The sequence below is a fragment of the Tersicoccus sp. Bi-70 genome, from assembly GCF_001968825.1.
Lineage (GTDB): Bacteria > Actinomycetota > Actinomycetes > Actinomycetales > Micrococcaceae > Tersicoccus.
Window position 1 is genome coordinate 1 of sequence record NZ_MIEU01000003.1, and the last position, 21,584, is coordinate 21,584.

Genomic DNA, 21,584 nt, shown 5'->3' on the forward strand with positions numbered 1-21,584 from the left:
CTGGGTGCACTGGTTCAACGAGAACCGGCTGCACTCATCGATCGGATACCTCACACCGATCGAGAAGGAGAACGAGTACTACCGTGAGATCAACCCCCAGAGCCAGCCAGCGCTGGAAGAACTCGCCCTCCACTAAACCCGGGGCGATTCACTTCGACTGCACGTCGAGGACGCCATCCCGCTCGCCACCCTCGCTCGCACCACGGGCGTCGCCGAACGCACCCTGCAACGCTGGCTCGCCCGCTACCGAACCGGCGGATACCCGGCTCTCGCCGACGGCACCCGCACCGATCACGGCGCCCGACGGACGGCACCGGAACTGGTGCGCCTGATCGAGGGGCTCGCGCTCACCAAGCCACGACCCTCGATCGCCACGATTCACCGCCAGGTCGACAACCACTGCACCAAACGAGGTCTCTCAGCGCCGTCGTACTCGGTTGTGCGGTCGATCGTGAACGGGCTTGATCCCGGGATGGTGACGCTCGCGCTCGAGGGGCCCGCGTCATATCGGGACAAGCACGAACTGTTGCTCCGACGTCGTGCGGACCGCCCCAACGCGATCTGGCAGGCGGACCACACGATGCTCGACCTGCTCATCGTCGGACCCGACGGCAAGCGGGAACGGCCGTGGTTGACGGTGATCCTCGACGACTACTCCCGTGCGGTCTGCGGGTACATGGTGTTCCTCGGCGCCCCATCCGCCGCGAACACCGCGCTCGCGCTCCGGCAAGCGATCTGGCACAAGCCGGAACCAGACTGGCCCGTCTGCGGGATCCCGGACGTGCTCTACACGGACCACGGGTCCGACTTCACCAGCCACCGCCTCGGCGACACCGCCGCCGTGCTGCACCTCCGCATCATTTACTCCCAGGTCGCTCGACCACAGGGCCGCGGGAAGATCGAGCGGTTCTTCGGCACCATCAACACCGAGCTGCTCCCAACGCTCCCCGGCCACCTCGCGCCCGGATCCTCCGCGCCGACGCCGGCGCTAGATCTCGCCGGTGTCGAGAGTGCCATGAACACGTTCATCCGCCGCTACAACGCCCGCACCCACCGCGAGCTCCGGAAGAGCCCACTGGAAGCGTGGATCGCAGACGGGTGGCTGCCACGACTGCCGGACTCCCTCGAGCAGCTCGACGGGTTCCTGCTCACCGTCCCGACCACGCGCGTCGTGCAACGAGACGGCATTTACTTCGAAGGGCTTCGCTACACCGCAGCCACCCTCGCACCCTTCGTGGGTAGCACCGTGAGTGTTCGGTACGACCCCCGCGACGTCACCGAGATCCGCGTCTTCCACCGCGACGCGTTCCTCTGCACCGCCATCAGCACCCAGCACCAGACCGAGACGATCAGCCTCAAACAGATCCAAGCCGCCCGGAACGCGCAACGCAGAGCCCTGCGCGGGCAGATCCGCGAACGCATCGCGATCGTCCGCCCCACGCCCGATGATCACACCCCACCAGCACCCGCACCGGATCAACGGCGACTGAAGACCTACGAGGAGGACCGGTCATGACGAGCCAGTTCATCATCACGAAGGAACACCGCCGGTTCGCGGAGTTCGCGGATGCCGTTCGGAAGCAGAACACCATCGGCGTCTGCTTCGGCCCCGCTGGCGTCGGTAAGACCCTTTCCGCACGCCGCTACGCCCACTGGGACAGCATCGGCCCATTCATCGCCAGATGGGCCGCACGCAGTGAAGACGACACCAAGATCTACGCCGCCGCACACCGTGCCCGCACGGTCTTCTACACGCCCGAGGTCTCCGCCACGATGCGAGCCCTGCAGGACGACCTCCGGCACGACATGCTCCGCACCGAACACTGCATCGAGGAACACCTCATCCTCCACGGCCGCCACTTCGACCACGCACACGGCCCCAACCCGTCGCTGCTCGAGCTGATCATCATCGACGAGTCCGAACGCCTCACCGGCAACGCCGTCGAGTGGCTCCGTGACCAGTACAACCGCACCGGCATCGCGATGATCCTCATCGGCATGCCCGGCATCGAGAAGCAGTTCAGCCACTACCCGCAGCTCTACAGCCGCCTCGGATTCGCCCACCAATACCGTCCGCTCGGCCACGACGAGCTGCTCTTCGTTCTCGAACGTCAATGGCGCAAGCTCGGCAAGACGCTCGACCCCGACGACTTCACCGACGCCCAAGCCATCGCCGCCGTCGAACGCATCACCCGAGGCAACTTCCGACTCCTCGAACGCCTCCTCCCACAGATCCAACGCGTCCTGAAGATCAACGAGCTCGACGTCATCACCAACGACGTCGTCGAAGCCGCCCGCAGCACCCTCGTCATCGGCACCACCTGACCCGACACCGACCGCAGCGAAAACGACGACACAGAGCGAGGCTGCTCACAATCGGGCACCTCGGAACCCAGCAGAGACGCGGCCGGGTCAGGGAGCGAGGAAGTGTCCGTTAGACGTTCGTCTAACGGGCGTCACCCGCGCGGCGGGCGAAGTCAGGGCGGAACTGGTTGGCTCTGCGGGGGCGTATGCCAGTTCGACGCGCCGGGCCGCCGTCTTTTTCCGCGCCCGCACCGTCCCGATCGACCTCGCAAAGGCAGAATTTGTCGGAACGCGAGTGTCACCACTGCACCAGGGCCGGGACGCTGAAGGCGACGATGATCAGCGCACCGAGCGTCACGGCAGTGACCGCCTGCAGCTGCACAGCGGAGGTGCGCGACCGCGGTGCCGCTGGCCGTTGGAAAGCCGTTGACACCCAACGCAGCGCGTAGAACAGCGACGCGACCGAGACGGCGGCAGCGATGACCACCAGCCACGACATCCCGCCTTCCCAGGCCGCCGTGAAGACTGCGAGTTTGCCCACGAAAACCGCGGTCGGTGGTGTCCCGACGAGGCTCAGCAGGCCGACCAGAACGACACCCGTGATGACGGGATGTTCCCGTGCTGCACCACGCCAGGAGCGGACCATCGTGCGGTCCGGGAGCGCGGCGATCGCAGCGAACAGGGCCAGGTTCGTCACGGCGTAGACCACCAGGTAGGTCAGCAGGGCGGGGCGGGCAGACGGTTCGACGCCGATCACGGCGACGGGCATCAACATGAAACCGACTTGTCCGACTGTGGACCAGCCGAGCAGCCGTGGGGCGTTGCGTTGCCAGAACGCCGCGAGGGTGCCAAGGATCATGCTCGCAGCAGCGAGCACTCCGACCAGCAGCGGTGCGTCCACGGTGTCAGGCATGACGACGACGAGGCGTGCCAGTGCGATCAGGGCGCCGAGCTTCGGGACGGTGGTGATGAACGCCGCGATGCCGATACCGGCACCCTCCGCCGCGTCCGGGACCCAGAAGTGTCCCGGGACCGCGCCGGCTTTGAACAGCAGGCCGGCGAGGAGCCCGATGAACCCGAGCGCGGCCGCTGCCGCCGGTACATGTGGTAGCGCCCGTTGCAGCTCGGGGTAGGTGCTGCCGCCGGCGACACCGACGAGGACGGCGATGCCGAAAAGCATCACGACGCCGAAGATCGCGCCCAGCAGGTACGTCTTCATCGTCGCCTCGGCCGCGGTCGAGGAGCGGGACAGTCCGATCAGCGCGTAGAGCGGCACTGTCGCTAGGAGGAACCCGGTCGCCACGATGAGCAGGTCGTTCGCGCCGGTGAGCACGACCGTGCCGAGTGCAGCCAGGAGCAGCAGCGAGGCGGTCTCGCTCTCTCGAGCGGAGCCCCGGGACGACTGTCGTCCGATGAGCATCACGATCGCGGTCGCCACGGGTACGAGGATCCTGATCGTCGTCGTCGCATCGTCGAGCGCGTAGGAATCGCTGAAGACGGTCGGCGGCCCGATCCTCAGGGCGGCCGTGACGGCACTGACGCACGCCACCACGATCGCTGACCATGTCACGAATGCCTGCCTGCGTCGCGGAAGGAAGCTGCCGCCGAGCAGCGCGGCGATCGCACCGCCCATCAGGACGATCTCCGGCAGGAGGGCACCGTAGTCCATGTTCACGCTGGACCTCCGACCAGTGCGGACAGCTGCCGGGCGGCGGGAGCGATGAGCTGCAGTAGTGGTCCTGGCACGACGCCGATGGCCAGGGAGAGCAGCAGGAGCGCCCCGACCGTCGCGGTCTCCCGAGTGGTGACGTCGGTGAAGTCTTCGGCGAGGCGTTCCGTCGGTCCGGTGAACATCTTCTGCACGGTGCGGAGGAACAGGGCCGCGGTGATCAGGATCCCCGGCAGCGCGATCGCGGCGATCGCTGTTGCTCCGATGCTGCCGGCGAAGATCTGGAACTCGGCGATGAAGCCGCTGAAGCCGGGGATCCCGAGCGACGCGAACGCGGCGACGGCGAAGAGTCCGAAAAACCGTGGAGCGGGCTTCGCAAGACCGCTGTAGTCGCTGATCTCGTAGCTGCCCCGCCGGTCGTGGAGGACGCCCGCGAGCAGGAACAGTGCCCCGGTGATCAGGCCGTGGGACACCATCTGCACGGTCGCGCCGGTGATCGCCAACTGCTGCGCCTGCGCGGAGGACGACCCGGTCAAGCCGGCGGCGCCGATGGCGAGCACGACGTAGCCCATGTGGTTGACCGAGGTGTACGCGATCAGTCGTTTGACGTTCGTCTGCGCCAGCGCGACGAGGGCCCCGTACAGCACGGACACGAGGCCGACGATCAGGATCACCCACGCCCAGGACCGCCACGCATCCGGCAGCATCGGCATCGCGATGCGGAGGAATCCGTAGGTGCCCATCTTCAGTAGCACGCTCGCGAGGACGACGGAGCCGATGGACGGTGCATCGGTGTGCGCCGGAGGCAGCCAGGAGTGGAACGGCACGGTGGGGGTCTTGACGGCGAAGCCGACCACGATCGCTGCGAGGACGGCGCCAGCGGCGAAGGGTGTGCCGGTGAAGCCGTGCCGGGCCAGCTCGACCATGTCGAATGTGTGTGGTGTTGCTCCGAGGTAGAGGCCGATGAAGCCGAGCAGGAGCGCGAGGGACCCGAGGAACGTGTAGAGGAAGAACCGCAGCGCGGACCGCTGATGGTTGCCGTGCCCCCACCCTGCGATGACGAAGTACATGCCGACGATGGACAGGTCGAAGAACACGAAGAACAGCAGCAGGTCCTGCGCGGCGAAGACCCCGAGGCAGGTGGTCTGCAGGAACAGGAACAGTGCGGCCTGCGGGCGAGGCCGGTCGGTGTCCCGCATCGCCCAGAGCGCGCAGGCGAGGAACACGACGTTGGTCAGGAGCAGCAACGGGGCCGAGAAGCCGTCGATGCCGAGGTGATAGCTGGTGCCGGCGCTCGGCATCCACTCCACCCGCTCCTCCCACCGCAGCCCCGCCGTGTCGGTGGTGGGGATGGACACGAGGATCCCGAGGGCAAGCTCCACGACGCTCGTCATCAGCCACACCCAGGCGGCTCCGCGCCCGGACACGGGCCGCGCCAGAGCGAGGATCGCCGCGGCGGCGACAGGAAGGAACACGATCAGACTGAGCACGATCACCTCACGACCAGGAGCAGGACGGCTGCGACGGCAACGGTCACGGTTGCGCCGATGTAGTAGTGGTGGACCTGGCCGGTCTGCGGGCGTCGAGCCAATCGACCGAGTACCGCGACGCCGGAGCCGACCCACCCCGTCGCGGCGGCTGGTCCACGCTCGTCGAGCGCGCGTACGGCGCGGGCAGCCTGCCCGAGCGCACGCCCCGACAGGTCGACGGCTGTGCCGAAGCGGTCATCGAGACGTGCGAGGACGGCAGCCAGCCGCAGTGTCGGTGTGGCGACGACCGTGACAGCGGCACGTTCGAGTCCGAACCAGTGCGCCCCGATGCGGATGATGGGTGTGCGCCACAGGGTCAGGAGGATCACGATGACCGCGATCGCGGCGGACGCGGCGAGCTCCGGCCACGACACCGCCGGCCCGGAGAGTGGAGCGAGCAGCGGATGCAGCAGCGGTGTGCCGAGGAGCGCGAGTCCGGCGGCAGCGGCGGTGAGCACCACCATCGGAACGATCGCCAGGCGCGGCACCTGTCGGGTGCCGTGTTCCTCGTCGTCCCAGGACGCTTCCGGTGTTCCAGCGCGCCGCCACAGCAGCGCGATGATTCGGGCGGAGTACGCCGCTGCCAGTGCCGCTCCGGCGAGACCCGCCGTATACAGCCACGGTTGCTCCTCCAGGGCGGCGGCGAGGACGACGTCCTTGGCGTACCACAGGGACAGTGGCGGCAGGCCGGCCAGCGACATCGCACCGACGGTGGCGAGGACGCCGACCGCGGGCCACCGGGCGGCGACACCGCGGAGACCGGTGAACTGTTTCGTCCCGGTAGCCGTGAGCCACGCCCCCGCGGTGAGGAACAGCAGCGCTTTCGTGGCGGCATGGGCGACGAGCTGCGCGGCACCGCCGCTGACCGAGCCGACGCCGGCGGCGAGGACGACGAACCCCAGCTGGGATGCCGTCGATGCGGCGAGGACCTGCTTCAGATCCCGCTGCGCTAGTGCGACGATGCCGAGGACGATCGCCGTCGCGGCACCCACCCACGCCGCCGTCGGCCCTGCCCAGCCGGTGCCGCCCAGAAGCGGTTCGACGCGGAGGAGCAGGTAACCACCCATGGCGACCATCGCAGCGGAGTGCAGCAGTGCGCTCACCGCGCTCGGGCCTTCCATGGCTCGGGAGATCCAGAACGAGAACGGCAGCTGCGCCGCCTTCCCGAAGCCCGCAGCAAGCAGCCCCGCAGCGGCGACGTGCACCCACGGACCCGGCAGCGACTGCAGGGCAGTGAGCGACCAGGAGCCGCCGCCGGCGACAACCGCGCCGGCGGCGAGGTACATGCCGAGGTCCCCGGCGCGCGTCACGGTGAACGCGGTGAATCCGCCGGCGACGCGGGCGCGGTCCTGCCAGCGGAACCCGATGAGGGCGTAGGAGGTGGCGCCCATCACCTCCCACGCGGCGAGCAAAAAGGGCAGGCCGGTCGCGGTGACGGTGACCACCACAGCGGCGAGGAAGATCAGCATCAGCCCGTGGAATCGCGCCGCCGGACGGGTCCGGTCCGCGGTTGCGAACACGAGCACCAAGAATCCGATCCACACCACGGTCGGCAACACGACCGCGGCCAGGGCGTCGACACGGAAGTCCGGGCCGGAGTCCGTGAGCAGCCTCGGAACCCCGCCGGTCACCTCCGCACGCGTGACGGCACCGATCGTGGCGGCAATCGCCATGATGGCTGCCGTGGCGAGGCTGACGGTGACGGCGGCCCGTTCGGCGAAGCGTCCACCCGTTGCCAGTGCCGCCCCGACGAGGGCGGGCAGGACGATGGCGGTGATCAGCGCGGCGCTCACTGAGTGAGGTCCGTTGCGGAGTCGGTCATGTCGGAGTTCCGGGAACGGTGCAGGATCGTCGCGACCGCGAAGCCCATCGCCATCTCGATCGTCATCGCCGCGATGATCACCAGCAGCAGCACCTGTCCATCGACGGTCGGTGTGAGATACCACCAGAACGCGGCGGCGGCGAGGATGACGGCGTTGATCATCACCTCGATGCCCATCATCACCATCACGACCACCTGCTGTGAGATCGCGCCGTACAGTCCGATGGCGAACAGCGCGGCCACGACCAGCAGGACCAGTTGCAGGCTCATCGCCCCATCCCTCCCGGCTCCGGGTCGGCGGGGGTGTCCTGGAGGTCGTCGCCGAGCCGGTCGTACCGGCCGCGAGGGTTCGCCAGCACGAGGGCGGCAATGATCGTGGCGAACAGGATGGGGCTGATCGTCAGCATCACGAGCATCTTCGACCCCATGATCGCCTCACCGAGTGCCCGGGTGGTGTCCGCCGGTGCGGTTCCGGCGCGGGCGGGCCACGGAATGAGGAGCGCGGCCGCGGCGAGGCCGACGAACACGGTGGCCGCGATCACTGCCGCAGGGCGTTTTGCGTGGGTCATGTCCATCGGCATCAGCGCCGGGTTCATGCCCATGTAGGAGACCATGAACACGGCCATCACGGCCATCTCCATCACCATCATCAGGATCGTCACGACGCCGATGAAGTCCAGGTGTAGCACCAGGATGGCGACACCGACGCCGATGAACGACACCGCCAGTGCGTACGTCGCACGTGCCATCGAATCGACCCGGAACACCGCGGCTGCGGCGAGCACCGCGACCACGGCCGCGACCCAGAACACGATCGTCGCCATCGCAGTCACCCCTTTCCCATCACAGCCAGCACCGAGGTGACCAGCAGCTGCAGCAGAACCACCGGCAGCACGACGACCCAACCCAGTTCCGCGAGCCGCTGCGGCCGGACTGCCGGTATTGCGCGTCCGAGTAACAGGAACACGGCGAGTAACGCACACGTCTTCACCAGCAGCCACAGTGCCGGCGGGAGCAGCGGACCGGCCCCACCACCGAGGAACATCGGCACCGCGAACGCGGCGCCCGCAACAAGCAGGCACCACCTTCCAGCCAGGACGAGCAGCCGGTCGACGCCGGAGAGTTCCCCGAGGACACCCCCGGCGATGTCCGTGCCGGCGGGAAGGGAAAACGGTCCCCACGCAGAGAACGCGGCGACCGAGGCGCAGTAGACGACGAACGCGACCGGCATCGTCAGTGCGAACCAGACGGGTTGCTGCGCCGTGACGACATCGGTCAGCCGGAGGCTCTGCGCGCCGATCGCGGGAGCAGTCAGGGCGAACATCAGCGGGATCTCGTACGCCAGGGCCTGCGCCAGGAACCGGTACCCACCGATCAGCGGGTGCACACTGTTGCCACCCCACCCGAGCAGCCACCACAACGCCCAGAGGCTGACGTCAACGGCGTTGAACCACACCACGCCAACCGGGATATCCAGCGGCACCAGCGTGCCGACGGGAACGACGAGGGCGGCGAGGAACGCGGCGACGATGAGCCCGGACCCGCCGATCCGCCATAAGAGGAAGTCCGCGCCGAGCACGGTGCGGCGTTGCTGGCGGAGGAGCCGGCCGGTTTCCCGGAATGGTGAGAGGACCGCAGCGCGCAGCGGTGTCCCGCGGTCCCGTGCCACCAGGGCGGCGTTGCCGCCAGCGGCCGCGATGGCGAGGACGACGACGACGGCGGGCAGGACGAGCGCCCAGAGGGCGCTTCCGACGTCAACCATGGTGGTGCCGTTTCGCCGCGCCGGCAGGATCGGTGGTGTCCGTGCGACGACCGGGGTGCACGGTGAGTGCGGCGACGACGAGGCGGGCGCTGCCGATGTCGCGTCCTTCGACCAGTGCCGGAATCTCATCCACCGTCGTCGCCAGCTCCGGCTTCGGCTGGCGTCCGTTGAGCGCGGCGTCTGCGCGCTCGAGGCGCTCCAGCAGGACGGTGCGGACATCGACGCCAGGTCGAACCTGGGTGCCGCGCAGTGACCAGCGGAGCATGACGGATCGCTCGATCCGGCGGTGCAGCGGCCGGATGCGTTCCCGCGCCTGGTCGCGGTGGCCGGTCACGGTGAGGTCTCGGATGCGAAGCGTCCGCGCTGCCGCGGCGTCCCATCCGGCAACGGCGAGCACTTGGGCGGCCTGGTCGAGTGCGATGGCCGCAACGTTCTTTGGCTCCGCCGGCACGTGATCGTCGGCGTCGACCATCGCGGCGGCGGCGTCGGTGATGGTGTCGCCGGCGAGCGTCACGTCCAGGACGACGTCCGCGGGCCAGGCCGGCAGGACCGGGCCGAGCCGCCGGTGCAGCACGTCCATTTCCAGGCCGTCCCGATCATCGGCACCCTCGGCGAGCGGGTATCCCCCCGGACCGCTCATCGACATGTGATCCATCGACATGTGATCGTGAGCTCCCATGGTCATACCGTGGTCGTGCATCGATTCGTCAGCGTCACTGCCGTGAGCGTCATCCGAGTGCTCGTGGTTGGAGTATTCGTCGTCCGGATGCTCGTGATCGTTGAAAGCCTGAGCATCGTTGTTGTCGATCGTGTTCTCGCGGGCGGCCAATCGCTGTGCGTCTCGATCCGCGAGGGCCTCCAGCGCGGTCGCGAGGGCGGCGTCGATCTCGTCGGGGCTGGTGAGCGTGGCCCGGTGCTTCGGATAGGGCATCTGGTCCCACACGCGGTCGATGACGGTGTGCAGCTCTGGTCCGGGTGTTCCGCACACGAGGAGGACGTCGCTCTCCGCTGGGTGGATGGCGATGGCGTGACCGGTGGTCGCGGCCGCCGCTTCCAGTTCGATTCGGACCGCACTGCCGCCGGGGGCCTCGACGAGGAGCACATGCATAGGGGTTCGATGCGGACCGGCGATTACACCCATCGAAACGCTCCTTCGCGCCAGGCCCAGACCACGCCGGCGACCAGAACCCCGAGGAAGACGAACATCTCGATGACCGCCTCCGCGCCCATCTGGGCGACGACGACCGCCCATGGGTACATGAACAGCATCTCCACGTCGAACGCGAGGAACACCAGCGTCATCGGATACCAGCGGGTGTGGAAGCGTGAGAGCGCGTGTTCCTGGAGATCCCACCCGGACCCGAACGGCAGCACGTCCTTCCGAACCCGAGCGACCGTCATCGCTCGCGCCAGCAGCACCAGGGCGGCGATACCGAGCAGCGCGATACCGAGCACGATGCCGATAGCGATGTACGCGGACATTCGATCTCCTTCCCGAGCCGGAATACCCCCGCAGGGTAACGCGGATGCGCGTAGGCGGGTGGCGAGACCAGTGCAGTGGATCGCTGGGACATGCGTTGCCAGCAATTCGAGGTGGGTGTTCCTAGGGCCGGGTCACCGCGATCCCGCGACTGCGTAAGCACGAGGGGCTCACGCAGGCGAGGGCGGCTGGAAGCTCACATCTGTTTGATAAGGCCTTCACTTCATTGATCCCCTTGCTCTGGAACGCAACGACGGGCTTCGCCATCGCCACCGCATCGGGGTTCTCTCCGCTGGTGGCCTCGGTCTTAGCCGTGCTGACCGGCTCCTCACGGTGACCGACCTGACCCGCTGGGCATGGCGCTCGGCTGTCCACAGGTGCCCGAAGTCGCCGACGATGCCGGAATCCGGCTTCGTGCCGCTCTCGACGCGGTCGATGAGGGTGCCGCGTAGGCATGGTTTCGGCCCCGGCTGCCCGCGCGGACCGTGCGTGCACCCCGCCCCTGCGGGGCGCACGCACAGTCCGCAGCCAAGGCGGTACTACATCTGCGCCAGGATGGCCTTCATCTCGTCGATCTCCTTCGTCTGGGAAGTGATGACCGACTTCGCCATGGCGACGGCGTCAGGGTTCTTGCCACTGGAGACCTCGGTCTTGGCCATGCTGACCGCCCCCTCGTGGTGAGCGACCATCTGCGTCAGGAACAACTTTGACGCAGCCGCGCCGTCCGCGGCCTTCAGCTTGGCCATTTCATCGCCGCTCATCATGCCGTCCATGCTGTGCCCCGAGCCGCTGGCCATCGCGCTCGGCTGACCCCAGCTGCTCAACCAGCCGCGCATGGTGGTGATTTCCGGGGCCTGAGCCGCCTTGATCTGCTGGGCCAGCTTCTGGACGCGCGGGTCGATGCCCTGCTTGGCCAGAATCGTGTCGCTCATCTGTACGGCCTGCTCGTGGTGGGGCAGCATCATCTGCGTGAACATGACGTCCGCGTCGTTGAACGTGCCTTGGGAAGGTGATGCTGAGGGTGACGAGCTGGTCATCCCGCTCATGCCCCCGTGATCCATGGACCCCATGCTCGAGGAGGCAGCGGGAGCGTTGTTGGAGGCTTGGTTAGTCCCGCATCCGGCGAGGAGGAGTGCGCCGGTCAGGAGGGCGGCGGGTACGGCAAGGGTCTTGATATTCATTGGTTTCCTTCGATTCAGGCGAACGGTAATGAGTCGTGGCGCAGCACGGCGCCAAGCCGTCACGTTCGGCTGATCGAGAGAAGTATGAGGTCAGGTGCCGGGTCCGTGGTTCGAGGGCCAGGGACAAGCGCCCGGGAGGAGAGTGCGGTCAGTGCGTCGGACCGGGCAAGTGGCGCGATGGCGGGCGGGGCCGGAGGAGCTGACCCGGGGGCGGGAACGCACTGTGGGTCACCGGGTTGGGCGCAAGGATGATCATGGGTGTGGGCGTCGGAGGCTGCGGCGGACCGGTCGCCACCGACAGACGCATGATACGCCGAGGTGAGGGTGGGTGACTGCTCCAGCGGCGCCGCTGCGGTCGACCCGAGGTGGGCCGTCGTGTTCATCGCTCTCATGCCGTCCGTGCTGACGGCGTGCCCGCCGAGCACGTGCATTCCGATGAGTCCGAACGCCACGCTCAGGACCGCCAGTGCGGTCAATGCCGCACGCACCGCTGGGGAAGGTCGAAGCATCTGGCGAAGTCCCGTCCGTGACAGATCGACATCGTATGAGTGGCCGCCCGGCCGGCCGAAGTTGACGGCGCGTGCGTCCCCGGGCCCGCCGGGGACGCACCGAGTTCAACATCTTACCCCTAGGGGGTATAGTGGGTCAACGTAAAGCCACCCGCGAAGGGTCATCAGATCATCGATCCGATGGTGTGCGCGAGTGGTCGAGGGTGGCCGTCCGGCCTGGCGGTCGCTGGGTGTAGAAGGGGAGCGGAGTGCGAGCAGCGTGTCGCGTCGGCCGTGCCGCGTTCTCCGCAGCAACGATGCTGGTCGCCGTCTTGGGTGTGCTCGTGGGCCTGTTGGCTATGCACATCCTGGCCTTGGACCAAGCTGTGATGATCCCTCTCACATCCTCACACGCCGTCACGTCTCACGCCGGTGCCAAGTCCGCTGAAGCGCCGGCGGAGACCGCCGGTGCTTCGTGCCCAGTCGGTCACGGATGTGCGGGTGCGGGCATGCAAGCACCCTGCACTCCGGGAAGCGCCCCTCACCCGACACCCATCTCGGAGCCAGGATCGTGCGCGGCACCCGCATCGCAGACGGGAACCGCGGCCATCGGCCGCGCCGCGCATCGGCGACCGCCCGCGCGGGCGCCGAGCCTGATCGAACTCTCGATCAACCGAACGTAGAACCGCGACACCCGGGTGCCTCGCCCACCGGGCTCAGCGTCACGTTCCCTGCCCACCCGCGCGTGCATTGCCGCGCGTGTGGCTTGACCGGAAGTCATCATGCACAAGTTCATCGAACGGTCCGCCGCCGGCACGACTATTCTCACAGCAGCGGTAGCGCTCAACGGCTGCGGGGTTCCCGCTCACTCCTCGATGGCCGGGATGGGAGACCGGGCCGCGCCCTCGAGCATCGCCAGCCCCTCCAGCACCGAACCCAGCTCCGTGGCGGATTGGACGCACGCCCACGGCATCCACGTCACCCCGGACGGTGCAACCGTCCTGGTTGCCACCCACAAAGGCCTTATCGATTACTCGAAGGGTCGGCCCGAACGAATCGGGCCGGCCAACGACTACATGGGCTTCACCGGGGGAGGGGCGACGCTATACGCGTCCGGGCACCCCGGGGCCGGCTCGAATCTGCCGGACCCACTGGGCCTGATCGGCTCCACCGACGGCGGGCGAACCTGGGTCGAATTGTCCCGCCAAGGCGAGTCCGACTTCCACGCGCTCACCGTCACCCGGGGCGGCCTGGTCGGCTTCGACGGGACACTGGTCACCACCCGAGACCTGAAGACCTGGACCCGGACGACCAACCAGATCCAGCCCTACGCCCTCGCCGGCCGCCCAGACACCACCGTGGTCCTGGCCACAACCGAGAACGGCCTTCGCCGCTCGACCGACGCCGGCCGGACCTGGACGACGGTGCCGAATGCTCCAGTGGTCCAATTCGCTGCCCTGTCCGGCCCCTCCACGGCGGTCGGGGTAGCCCCGGACGGGACCGTGCACACCAGCGCCGACGCCGGACAGACCTGGAAGCAGACTGGCACCGTCCCCGACCCCGTGCAGGCGATGACCGCCACTAAGTCGGGCAAGGGGACGCAGGTCTGGGCGGTCACCGCGTCCGGTGTTCAGCTCTCCACCGACGGCGGCAACACGTTCAACCCCTACACCGGCAAGGCCGGCCAATGAGCATCGGCCACTTCTTCGCGTCGGTGGTCTCCTCCGGCCCCCTCCTGGCGGCACTGCCCTTCGCCATCATCGCCGGCGCCGTGTCTTGCCTCTCGCCGTGCATCCTGCCGCTGCTGCCCGGATACCTGGGGTACGTGTCGGGTCTGAGCGGCGACAGCGGACCGCGGCCACGCGGACGCGTCCTCACCGGGGTCGGGCTGTTTGTTCTGGGCTTCGCTGCCGTATTCGCGGCCTATGGGGCGGCGTTCGGCATCCTCGGATCCTGGCTACTGCGCTGGCAGGATGCCCTGATCCGCGGGCTCGGCGTCCTGGTCATCGTCATGGGACTCGCCCTGCTCGGGTGGATCCCCTGGCTGCAGAACACCCGCAAACCCACCATGCGCCCCCGCACGGGACTGACTGGTGCGCCGCTGCTCGGTGTGGTCTTCGGGCTCGGCTGGACCCCCTGCATGGGACCGACCCTGGCCGCCGTCCTTGCCCTGAGTGCTTCCACCGCTGACGCCGGGCGCGGTGCCATCCTCGCTTTCGCCTACGCCGTGGGCATCGGCATTCCCCTCTCCGTCCTCGCCGCCGGCTTCGGATGGACCACCCACGCCTTCGGATTCGTCAAACGGCACCTGCGTGCTGTGAACATCGTCGGCGCTGGCATGCTCATCGCCGTCGGCGCCTTGATGGTCACCGGCGTGTGGACCACGGTCATCTATTGGCTGCAGAACCTCTCGGCCACCTACACCACCCCCATCTGACCCGCCCAGGACTAACGCCTCATGAATTCCTCCCCCAGCCGACGCCAGTTCCTCGGACTGTCCGTTGCCGCCGCTTCCGCCGCCCTCCTGACTGCCTGCACCAGCGGCGGCCAGGACACGGCCACGTCCACCGCCTCCGGACGAACCCGGATTCTGCCCACCGACCGGCTCGTATCCACCACCGAGAACCGGCGACCCACCACGGGAAAGACCGTCTCTGCCGCCCTGACCGCGGCCCCGTTCACTGCGGCCCTGGCCGAGAAGAAGATCGGAACCTGGGGGTACAACGCCTCCCTGACCGGGCCCACTGTCCGCGCCCAGACTGGAGACACCATCAAGGTCGATCTCCGCAACCGGTTGCCTCAGCCGACCACCATCCACTGGCACGGGCTCGCGCTGCGCAACGACATGGACGGTGTCCAGGGCCTGACCCAGGACCCGGTGCCGGGCGGTAGCGCATTCGCCTACCAATTCACGGCTCCCCACCCCGGAACCTACTGGTACCACTCCCACATCGAGCTGCAGCGGGAGCGTGCCCTGTCCGGGGCGCTGATCATCGAAGACCCTAAGGATCCCGTCACCGCCGACCACGAATGGGTCATCGTGCTGGATGACTGGCTCGACGGGATCACCGGCACCCCGGAGCAGGCCTACGCCGCCGTCTCCGCCGGAATGGGATCCATGGGCATGGACTCGAGCTCCTCACCCAGCGGCATGGGCGGGATGGACCATTCGAACGTGGGCGGCATGGGCGGTATGGGAGGGTCGGGGTCTACTTCAGCGCCAGCAGATGGGAAGTCCTTCATGCTGATGGGTGCCACCAGCGATTACCTCGGCGGGGACGCCGGGGACGTGCGCTACCCGTTGCACCTGGTCAACGGGCGCACCCCCAACAATCCCGACACTCTCACCGCCGCACCCGGGGACACGGTCAGGTTGCGCATCATCAACGCCGCCGGCGACACCGCCTACCGCGTGGGCATCCCGGGGCAGAAGATTACCCTCACCCACACCGACGGATACCCGGTCGAGCAGGCGCAAGTCGACGCCGTCGTGCTGGGCATGGGGGAGCGGATCGATGCCCTCCTCACCGTCCGGGACGGCTACACCCCACTCCTGGCCCGACCTGAAGGCAAGAGCGGGCTCGCCCTCGGACTGATCAAGACCGGCACCGGCAAGCCCCCCATCCCCGAAGCGCTGCCCAGAACCATCACCGGCACCGTCACGGACGGGTCCCGGCTCACCGCCCCCCCTTCCGCGCGGCTGGCGCAGAAAAAACCCGACGTCGTGCACCGGGTCCGGCTCACCGGGTCGATGATGGCCTACGACTGGGGCATCAACGGACGCCAGTTCGACGAGAAGAACCCCTTCAACGGGGCCTTCGAGGTCGAACCCGGCCAACGGGTACAGATCGATTTCGTCAACGAGACCCCGATGTGGCACCCCATGCACCTGCACGGCCACACCTTCCAGGTCGCCACCAGCGGGGCACGGAAAGACACCGTGATCGTCCGCCCCAAGGAGACGGTCAGCATCTTTTTTGACGCCGACAACCCCGGGCAATGGCTCCTGCACTGCCACAACGCCTACCACGCCCAGAAGGGCATGATGGGGGTCCTGTCCTACGTGCAGAGGCAGAGCCAATGAGCCCGATGATGGAGCCATTCCTGCCCTCGCCGGCCTCCGCCGGCTTCACCGTGGGACCCTTCGCTGTCCGCTTCTACGCGCTGTGTATCCTCGCCGGCATCGGTGTGGGTTTGTGGATTACCGCCCGGCGCTTACGGGCCCGCGGTGGTCAAAGCGGCCAGGTTGCCGCCATCGCTGGGTGGGCTGTGCCCTTCGGCATCGTCGGTGGACGCGTATACCACGTCATTACCGATCCGCAGCTCTATTTCGCTTCGGGCCGAGACCCGTGGGGGGCGGTGCGGATCTGGGAAGGTGGCCTCGGGATCTGGGGTGCGGTCGCCCTGGGCGCCGTCGGCACATGGATCGGCGCACGCCGGGCCGGGGTTCCCTTCGCCGCATTCGCCGACGCGGCTGCTCCCGGGCTGCTTGTCGCTCAGGCCATCGGCCGATGGGGCAATTGGTTCAATAACGAGCTCTACGGCGCGCCGACGGACCTGCCCTGGAAGCTGCAGATCCATCAGATGGATCCGGCCACCGCCATGGCCGTAGCCGGGCCTGACGGGGCGCCCCTGGTCTTGGGGTACTTTCAGCCGACCTTCCTTTACGAGAGCCTGTGGAATCTCGCCGCCGCGGCCCTTCTTCTCTGGGCCGATCGCCGCTTCCGTCTCGGTGCCGGGGCCGTGTTCGCGCTCTACCTTCCCGCCTACACGGCGGGCCGGTTCGTCATCGAACTGATGCGCAGCGATCCGGCCAACATGATCCTGGATTTTCGGGTGAACACGTGGACCTCCGCTCTCCTCTTCGTGGCCGGCTCCATCCTGGTGCTACACCTGGCTCGCCGCAGGCCGCCCAGTGTGGTGCCGTCCCGTTTCGAGCAGGCCCAGGCATTGAAGGAGGCGACATGAGAACGCCCGGTGATCGGGCGCCGACCGCACGCAGCCGCAATCGTGGTCGCCCTCCACGCACGAGAACGGCGCGGCGCGCTGCTCCTCGTCAGCCTCACATCGTCGTAGTTGCCATGGCCGGGGCGAAGAACCCGACAGCCGGCGACCAGACCTACACCGGACTGAGCAGTATTCACCTAGCCAGCGCCACTCTTGGCCAGGACCCGGGCATCGGAGGAAACCACGCGCCCACATGGACGAACTGCGGGATCTACACGAGGCCGGTCAACACGTCACGAGCCCTGCACTCCCTCGAGCACGGTGCGGTGTGGCTTACCTATTGGCCGACCCTCCCCGCGGACCAGATCCGATGCCTCACCGACCTGGCTGTCGGCAACCCCGATCTCCTCGCCAGCGCCAACGCGACGGAGAAGGACGACGTGAAAGGCACCGCCTGGTGTGGTCAGGGTGCCAAGGACACGGCCAACAGGCGGCTCGCCGCCTTCGTCACCACGTTCACGCGCGGCCCCCGAGCACCGGAATCCGGCGCCGCCTGCACGAGAGGAGCCGACGGATGAGTCCAAACCCACCTGACCAGCCAAACCGCAACGATGCAGAGTCCCGCTGGCGTCGTTATCGGTGGATCCTCCGTGCCGGACAAGCCGTCATGGCCCTGGGTGGGCTGATCCTGTTGGCGCACTGGATCGCCCATCTGCAGTCACCGCCCGGCCCCAGTGCCATGGCGGACATCATCGTCGGCTATCCCATTGGTGTGCTCCTGCTCCTGGGTGGCGGCATCATGGCGGGCCAGAAACACCCTTGACGAGTAGTTCGAAGCGGTACCGAGGCAGCAGCGGCCTGACGGGCGAGCTGGGGCTTGCAGAACGTTTCTCATCGAAGCATCATTACCTATACCTAGTAGGGGTATACAGGAGGAGCTGCAATGGCTAGCAACAAGAGCGAGTACCAGGTCACGGGCATGACTTGCGGGCATTGTGAGGCGGCAGTCCGGGAGGAGGTCGAGCAGATCCCCGGGGTCGAGGGCATTCGAGTCAGCGCCCAGACTGGAACGCTGATCGTCAATAGCTCCTCCGAGGTCGACGACGACCATGTGGTCGCGGCCGTCGAGGAGGCCGGATACACGGCACAGAGGGTACGGTGAGTGCCGCGCCCTTCCTGGAGGGCTCAGCCGTCGTCGAGCTGGAGATCGGCGGCATGACCTGCGCGTCCTGCGCGATGCGGATCGAGAAGAAGCTGAACAGGCTCGACGGTGTCACGGCGACGGTGAATTACGCCACGGAGAAGGCGAAGGTGACCGTCCCGCACGGGTATGACCCGGCGTTACTGGTCGCCGAGGTGGAAAAGACCGGATACGCCGCGGCCATGTCAGCACCGCCTGCCACCTCCACACCGGTCTCCGGTGGAGACACCGACCCGGAACTGATCGCGCTGCGGCAGCGGCTGGTGGGCGCGGTCGTGCTGACCATTCCGGTGATCGCGATGGCCATGATCCCGGTCCTGCAGTTCACCAACTGGCAATGGGCATCCCTTGCGCTGGCATCTCCGGTGATCGTGTGGGCGGCCTGGCCCTTCCACCGCGCGGCGTGGGCGAACCTCAAACACGGCACCGCCACCATGGACACCTTGATCTCCCTGGGCACATCCTCGGCGTACCTGTGGTCCGTGTATGCCCTGTTCTTCGGCACGGCCGGTACGCCAGGGATGAGACACCCATTCGAGCTGACGCTCGCCCCATCCCACGGGGCGGCGAACATCTACCTCGAGGTCGGTGCGGGGGTGACCACGTTCATCCTTGCCGGACGCTACTTCGAGAAACGGTCGAAGCGGCAGGCCGGCGCGGCGCTGCGGGCACTGCTGGACATGGGCGCCAAGCAGGTGTCCGTACTCCGCGGCGGTGTCGAGACCCAGCTCCCCGTCGAGGATCTGCAGGCAGGGGATGAGTTCATCGTGAGGCCCGGGGAGAAGATCGCCACCGATGGGCTGGTCATCGCCGGGACCTCCGCGGTCGATGTCTGGATGCTCACCGGCGAATCGGTTCCGGTCGAGGTGGCCCCAGGCGACCCGGTCACCGGCGCCACCGTCAACGCGGGCGGCCGGCTGACGGTGCGGGCAACCCGGGTCGGCACCGAGACCCAGCTTGCCCACATGGGCAGGCTGGTCGAAGAGGCGCAGACCGGCAAGGCCGAGGTGCAGCGACTGGCGGACCGAGTCTCTTCCGTGTTCGTGCCGGTCGTGCTGGCTGTCGCCATCGTCACGCTGGTCGCTTGGCTTATCCCCGGGCACCCAGCCGCCTCTGCCTTCACCGCTGCCGTCGCCGTGCTGGTGATCGCCTGCCCGTGCGCTTTGGGATTGGCGACGCCAACAGCGCTGCTCGTCGGCACCGGCCGCGGCGCTCAGTTGGGGGTGCTGATCAAGGGGCCGGAGGTCCTTGAATCAACACGCAGGGTGGACACGGTTGTCCTGGACAAGACCGGTACCGTCACAGCCGGCAGAATGACGCTGACAGAGGTGGCGGTCGAGCCGGGAACCGACCCGGGGAAACTGCTGCGACTCGTGGGGGCCCTCGAGGATGCGTCCGAGCACCCGATCGCACGAGCGATCGCCGAGGGAGCGGCCCGGGACGGGCTCTCCCTACCCGCTGTCACAGAGTTCGCGAACGTGCCGGGCAGGGGCGTGCACGGCGTGGTCGAAGGCCACGCTGTGCTGGCTGGCCGCGACTCACTGCTCGCCGAACGTAATCAACGCCTCAGCGTTGATCTGGCGGTCGCCAAGACCCGGGCGGAGCAAGAAGGTAAGACCGTGATCGCGGTCGGCTGGGACGGCCAAGCCCGCGGACTTGTCGTGGTGACCGATACCGTCAAACCGACCAGCGCCGACGCCGTCGCTCGGCTGAAGCGACTTGGGCTGACACCGGTCCTGCTGACCGGCGACAACGACGACGTCGCCCGGCGGATCGCCCACGAAGTCGGTATCGATCAGGTGATCGCCGAGGTCCTTCCACAGGAGAAGGCGGACGTGATCGCCGGCCTCCAGGCGCAAGGCAAGGTCGTGGCGATGATCGGGGACGGCGTGAACGACGCGCCCGCCCTGGCCCGGGCCGACCTAGGCCTGGCGCTGGGCACCGGCACCGACGCGGCGATAGAAGCGGCCGACATCACCCTCGTCCGTGGTGACCTGCGCAGCGCCGTCGATGCGATCCGCCTTTCCCGAAGAACCCTGGGCACGATCAAGTCCAACCTGTTCTGGGCTTTCGCTTACAACGTTGCGGCGATCCCGGTGGCCGCGCTCGGGTTGCTCAACCCCATGCTCGCTGGGGCAGCCATGGCCCTGTCCAGCGTGTTCGTGGTCGGCAACAGCCTCCGACTGCGAACCTTCACCAGCACCACCACTTGACGGGCACTGATCCGTCCTGAACCTGTAGAACGGAAACATCACCATGACTGCTCCTACCGAAACCCACGGGTACATCACCGACAAGGACAGGTACCTCCAGCGTCTGCGCCGTATAGAAGGCCAAGCGCGAGGCATTTCCAAGATCGTCGATGAGCAAAAGTACTGCATCGACATCCTCACGCAGATCAGCGCACTGACCAGTGCGCTGCAGGCCGTCGCCGTGGGCCTGCTCGACGACCACCTCAAGCACTGTGTCATGGACGCCGCTCGCGAAGACGGCCCTACCGCGGACGCGAAAATCAAGGAAGCTAGCGACGCCATCGCCCGCCTGGTTCGTTCCTAGGTCGGATTCGGTGCCTGGCCAACGCCAAATCAACTGAGCCGACCCGACGCTGGTGACCCTCGCCGCGGTGATTGGTTGCATCGAGGCCGACCTGGGTCGGGACTCGTGGCGGAACCGGCCGTCCGGGGCGGGGGTGAATCGCCCCGGTTCTCGTGGAGGGTCTGAATCCCCGGAAGGATGATGATCATGCCAGCACCGAGGAAGTATCCGCCGGAGCTTCGTGAGCGTGCGATGCGGCTTGTTGCCGAGGCCAGGAAGGAGAGTCCGGAGTTGTCGTTGAACGCGGCGGTGATCCGGATCGGGCAGCGCGTCGGGGTCAATCCCGACACGCTGCGAGGCTGGTGCAAGCAGGCCGCGATCGACGCGGGCGAACGCCCCGGGACGACCACGAGCGACGCGGCTCGGATCAAGCAGCTCGAGGCGGAGAACCGGGAGCTCAAGCGTGCCAACGAGATCCTGTTGGCGGCGTCCTCGTTCTTCGCGCGGGAGCTCGACCCGCGACTGCCGTGGTAGTTCAGTTCATCGACGATCATCGTGACCGGTTCGGGGTCGAGCCGATCTGCCGAGTGCTCACCGAGCATGCCGTGCCGATCGCTCCGTCCGGTTACTACGCGTTCAAGACTCGGCCCGCCTCTGCGCGGGCCG

The 21,584-nt window shown here is 67.6% G+C and carries 22 protein-coding genes, 2 pseudogenes and 1 other annotated feature; of the genes and pseudogenes, 14 read left to right on the top strand and 10 right to left on the bottom strand.

Annotated features, from left to right (window positions below):
* Positions 1-157: 157 nt before the first annotated feature.
* Together BGP79_RS03730 and BGP79_RS03735 are read left to right on the top strand one after the other, a co-directional pair.
* A complete protein-coding gene (locus tag BGP79_RS03730) occupies positions 158-1,516 on the top strand; it encodes a Mu transposase C-terminal domain-containing protein (RefSeq protein WP_143588300.1) in 1,359 nt (452 codons plus the stop codon).
* Positions 1,513-2,325: an AAA family ATPase gene (locus tag BGP79_RS03735; protein WP_076693349.1), complete on the top strand. Its 813-nt coding sequence runs from the start codon at positions 1,513-1,515 to the stop codon at positions 2,323-2,325. Before BGP79_RS03730 ends, BGP79_RS03735 begins: the two co-directional genes overlap by 4 nt.
* A 277-nt stretch (positions 2,326-2,602) precedes the next feature.
* Here the strand turns inward: BGP79_RS03735 and BGP79_RS03740 are convergent, their stop codons facing one another.
* The 10 genes from BGP79_RS03740 to BGP79_RS17090 form a co-directional block, all read right to left on the bottom strand.
* Entirely contained in the window at positions 2,603-3,973 is a 1,371-nt protein-coding gene (locus tag BGP79_RS03740) for an NADH-quinone oxidoreductase subunit N (protein WP_076693350.1), read from the bottom strand.
* A 2-nt stretch (positions 3,974-3,975) separates the two neighbouring features.
* Positions 3,976-5,463, bottom strand: a complete 1,488-nt coding sequence (locus BGP79_RS03745; RefSeq protein ID WP_076693367.1) for a NuoM family protein — start codon at positions 5,461-5,463, stop codon at positions 3,976-3,978.
* Positions 5,464-5,465: 2 nt separating this feature from the next.
* Positions 5,466-7,295, bottom strand: coding sequence for a proton-conducting transporter membrane subunit (locus BGP79_RS03750; RefSeq protein WP_076693351.1), 1,830 nt, complete (start codon positions 7,293-7,295; stop codon positions 5,466-5,468).
* On the bottom strand, positions 7,292-7,594 hold the full coding sequence (nuoK, locus tag BGP79_RS03755) for an NADH-quinone oxidoreductase subunit NuoK (RefSeq protein WP_076693352.1): 303 nt from the start codon (positions 7,592-7,594) through the stop codon (positions 7,292-7,294). The genes BGP79_RS03750 and nuoK overlap by 4 nt, the downstream gene beginning before the upstream one ends.
* Complete coding sequence (locus BGP79_RS03760; protein ID WP_076693353.1) at positions 7,591-8,148, bottom strand: NADH-quinone oxidoreductase subunit J; 558 nt, start codon at positions 8,146-8,148, stop codon at positions 7,591-7,593. The genes nuoK and BGP79_RS03760 overlap by 4 nt, the downstream gene beginning before the upstream one ends.
* Before the next feature lie 5 nt (positions 8,149-8,153).
* Complete coding sequence (locus tag BGP79_RS03765) at positions 8,154-9,086, bottom strand: NADH-quinone oxidoreductase subunit H (protein WP_076693354.1); 933 nt, start codon at positions 9,084-9,086, stop codon at positions 8,154-8,156.
* The gene (locus BGP79_RS03770; RefSeq protein ID WP_158067123.1) at positions 9,079-10,227 is read right to left on the bottom strand and encodes a hypothetical protein; all 1,149 of its coding nucleotides are present in this window, start codon (positions 10,225-10,227) and stop codon (positions 9,079-9,081) included. The genes BGP79_RS03765 and BGP79_RS03770 overlap by 8 nt, the downstream gene beginning before the upstream one ends.
* On the bottom strand, positions 10,218-10,568 hold the full coding sequence (locus BGP79_RS03775; protein ID WP_076693356.1) for an NADH-quinone oxidoreductase subunit A: 351 nt from the start codon (positions 10,566-10,568) through the stop codon (positions 10,218-10,220). The genes BGP79_RS03770 and BGP79_RS03775 overlap by 10 nt, the downstream gene beginning before the upstream one ends.
* 537 nt (positions 10,569-11,105) lie before the next feature.
* A complete protein-coding gene (locus BGP79_RS03780; RefSeq protein WP_076693357.1) occupies positions 11,106-11,747 on the bottom strand; it encodes a DUF305 domain-containing protein in 642 nt (213 codons plus the stop codon).
* Positions 11,748-11,806: 59 nt separating this feature from the next.
* Entirely contained in the window at positions 11,807-12,256 is a 450-nt protein-coding gene (locus BGP79_RS17090) for a DUF6153 family protein (RefSeq protein ID WP_369800155.1), read from the bottom strand.
* 296 nt (positions 12,257-12,552) lie between these two features.
* Here BGP79_RS17090 and BGP79_RS17095 point away from each other — a divergent pair, with 296 nt between their 5' ends.
* The 12 genes and pseudogenes from BGP79_RS17095 to BGP79_RS17105 form a co-directional block, all read left to right on the top strand.
* Positions 12,553-12,918 (top strand): DUF6153 family protein, encoded by a 366-nt coding sequence (locus tag BGP79_RS17095; RefSeq protein WP_368855334.1) that lies wholly within the window; start codon positions 12,553-12,555, stop codon positions 12,916-12,918.
* A gap of 201 nt (positions 12,919-13,119) precedes the next feature.
* On the top strand, positions 13,120-13,926 hold the full coding sequence (locus BGP79_RS03785) for a F510_1955 family glycosylhydrolase (RefSeq protein WP_143588301.1): 807 nt from the start codon (positions 13,120-13,122) through the stop codon (positions 13,924-13,926).
* Positions 13,923-14,672 (top strand): cytochrome c biogenesis CcdA family protein, encoded by a 750-nt coding sequence (locus tag BGP79_RS03790; protein ID WP_076693359.1) that lies wholly within the window; start codon positions 13,923-13,925, stop codon positions 14,670-14,672. The genes BGP79_RS03785 and BGP79_RS03790 overlap by 4 nt, the downstream gene beginning before the upstream one ends.
* Before the next feature lie 21 nt (positions 14,673-14,693).
* On the top strand, positions 14,694-16,319 hold the full coding sequence (locus tag BGP79_RS03795; protein ID WP_076693360.1) for a multicopper oxidase family protein: 1,626 nt from the start codon (positions 14,694-14,696) through the stop codon (positions 16,317-16,319).
* Positions 16,316-17,203: a prolipoprotein diacylglyceryl transferase gene (gene lgt, locus BGP79_RS03800; RefSeq protein ID WP_083701552.1), complete on the top strand. Its 888-nt coding sequence runs from the start codon at positions 16,316-16,318 to the stop codon at positions 17,201-17,203. Before BGP79_RS03795 ends, lgt begins: the two co-directional genes overlap by 4 nt.
* Positions 17,204-17,316: 113 nt before the next feature.
* Entirely contained in the window at positions 17,317-17,760 is a 444-nt protein-coding gene (locus BGP79_RS03805; RefSeq protein WP_076693361.1) for a DUF3105 domain-containing protein, read from the top strand.
* Entirely contained in the window at positions 17,757-18,005 is a 249-nt protein-coding gene (locus BGP79_RS16330) for a hypothetical protein (RefSeq protein ID WP_076693362.1), read from the top strand. Before BGP79_RS03805 ends, BGP79_RS16330 begins: the two co-directional genes overlap by 4 nt.
* Before the next feature lie 120 nt (positions 18,006-18,125).
* Positions 18,126-18,344, top strand: a complete 219-nt coding sequence (locus tag BGP79_RS03815; protein ID WP_076693363.1) for a heavy-metal-associated domain-containing protein — start codon at positions 18,126-18,128, stop codon at positions 18,342-18,344.
* Positions 18,341-20,596: a cation-translocating P-type ATPase gene (locus BGP79_RS03820; protein ID WP_076693364.1), complete on the top strand. Its 2,256-nt coding sequence runs from the start codon at positions 18,341-18,343 to the stop codon at positions 20,594-20,596. The genes BGP79_RS03815 and BGP79_RS03820 overlap by 4 nt, the downstream gene beginning before the upstream one ends.
* A 43-nt stretch (positions 20,597-20,639) precedes the next feature.
* The gene (locus BGP79_RS03825) at positions 20,640-20,939 is read left to right on the top strand and encodes a metal-sensitive transcriptional regulator (protein ID WP_076693365.1); all 300 of its coding nucleotides are present in this window, start codon (positions 20,640-20,642) and stop codon (positions 20,937-20,939) included.
* Positions 20,940-21,170: 231 nt separating this feature from the next.
* Positions 21,171-21,329: pseudogene (locus BGP79_RS17100) on the top strand (IS3 family transposase); the annotation flags it as partial.
* A gap of 24 nt (positions 21,330-21,353) precedes the next feature.
* A pseudogene (locus BGP79_RS17105) lies at positions 21,354-21,584 on the top strand (IS3 family transposase); the annotation flags it as partial.
* Positions 21,410-21,538, top strand: a sequence feature (AL1L pseudoknot). (Overlaps the previous pseudogene by 129 nt.)

Coding starts and splice junctions, on each gene's coding strand:
- BGP79_RS03735 (WP_076693349.1), top strand. CDS start 1,513: ATGACGAGCCAGTTCATCATCACGAAGGAACACCGCCGGTTCGCGGAG.
- BGP79_RS03740 (WP_076693350.1), bottom strand. CDS start 3,973: ATGGACTACGGTGCCCTCCTGCCGGAGATCGTCCTGATGGGCGGTGCG.
- nuoK (WP_076693352.1), bottom strand. CDS start 7,594: ATGAGCCTGCAACTGGTCCTGCTGGTCGTGGCCGCGCTGTTCGCCATC.
- BGP79_RS03760 (WP_076693353.1), bottom strand. CDS start 8,148: ATGGCGACGATCGTGTTCTGGGTCGCGGCCGTGGTCGCGGTGCTCGCC.
- BGP79_RS03765 (WP_076693354.1), bottom strand. CDS start 9,086: ATGGTTGACGTCGGAAGCGCCCTCTGGGCGCTCGTCCTGCCCGCCGTC.
- BGP79_RS03770 (WP_158067123.1), bottom strand. CDS start 10,227: ATGGGTGTAATCGCCGGTCCGCATCGAACCCCTATGCATGTGCTCCTC.
- BGP79_RS03775 (WP_076693356.1), bottom strand. CDS start 10,568: ATGTCCGCGTACATCGCTATCGGCATCGTGCTCGGTATCGCGCTGCTC.
- BGP79_RS03780 (WP_076693357.1), bottom strand. CDS start 11,747: ATGAATATCAAGACCCTTGCCGTACCCGCCGCCCTCCTGACCGGCGCA.
- BGP79_RS17090 (WP_369800155.1), bottom strand. CDS start 12,256: ATGCTTCGACCTTCCCCAGCGGTGCGTGCGGCATTGACCGCACTGGCG.
- BGP79_RS17095 (WP_368855334.1), top strand. CDS start 12,553: ATGCTGGTCGCCGTCTTGGGTGTGCTCGTGGGCCTGTTGGCTATGCAC.
- BGP79_RS03785 (WP_143588301.1), top strand. CDS start 13,120: ATGGGAGACCGGGCCGCGCCCTCGAGCATCGCCAGCCCCTCCAGCACC.
- BGP79_RS03790 (WP_076693359.1), top strand. CDS start 13,923: ATGAGCATCGGCCACTTCTTCGCGTCGGTGGTCTCCTCCGGCCCCCTC.
- BGP79_RS03795 (WP_076693360.1), top strand. CDS start 14,694: ATGAATTCCTCCCCCAGCCGACGCCAGTTCCTCGGACTGTCCGTTGCC.
- lgt (WP_083701552.1), top strand. CDS start 16,316: ATGAGCCCGATGATGGAGCCATTCCTGCCCTCGCCGGCCTCCGCCGGC.
- BGP79_RS03805 (WP_076693361.1), top strand. CDS start 17,317: ATGGCCGGGGCGAAGAACCCGACAGCCGGCGACCAGACCTACACCGGA.
- BGP79_RS16330 (WP_076693362.1), top strand. CDS start 17,757: ATGAGTCCAAACCCACCTGACCAGCCAAACCGCAACGATGCAGAGTCC.
- BGP79_RS03815 (WP_076693363.1), top strand. CDS start 18,126: ATGGCTAGCAACAAGAGCGAGTACCAGGTCACGGGCATGACTTGCGGG.
- BGP79_RS03825 (WP_076693365.1), top strand. CDS start 20,640: ATGACTGCTCCTACCGAAACCCACGGGTACATCACCGACAAGGACAGG.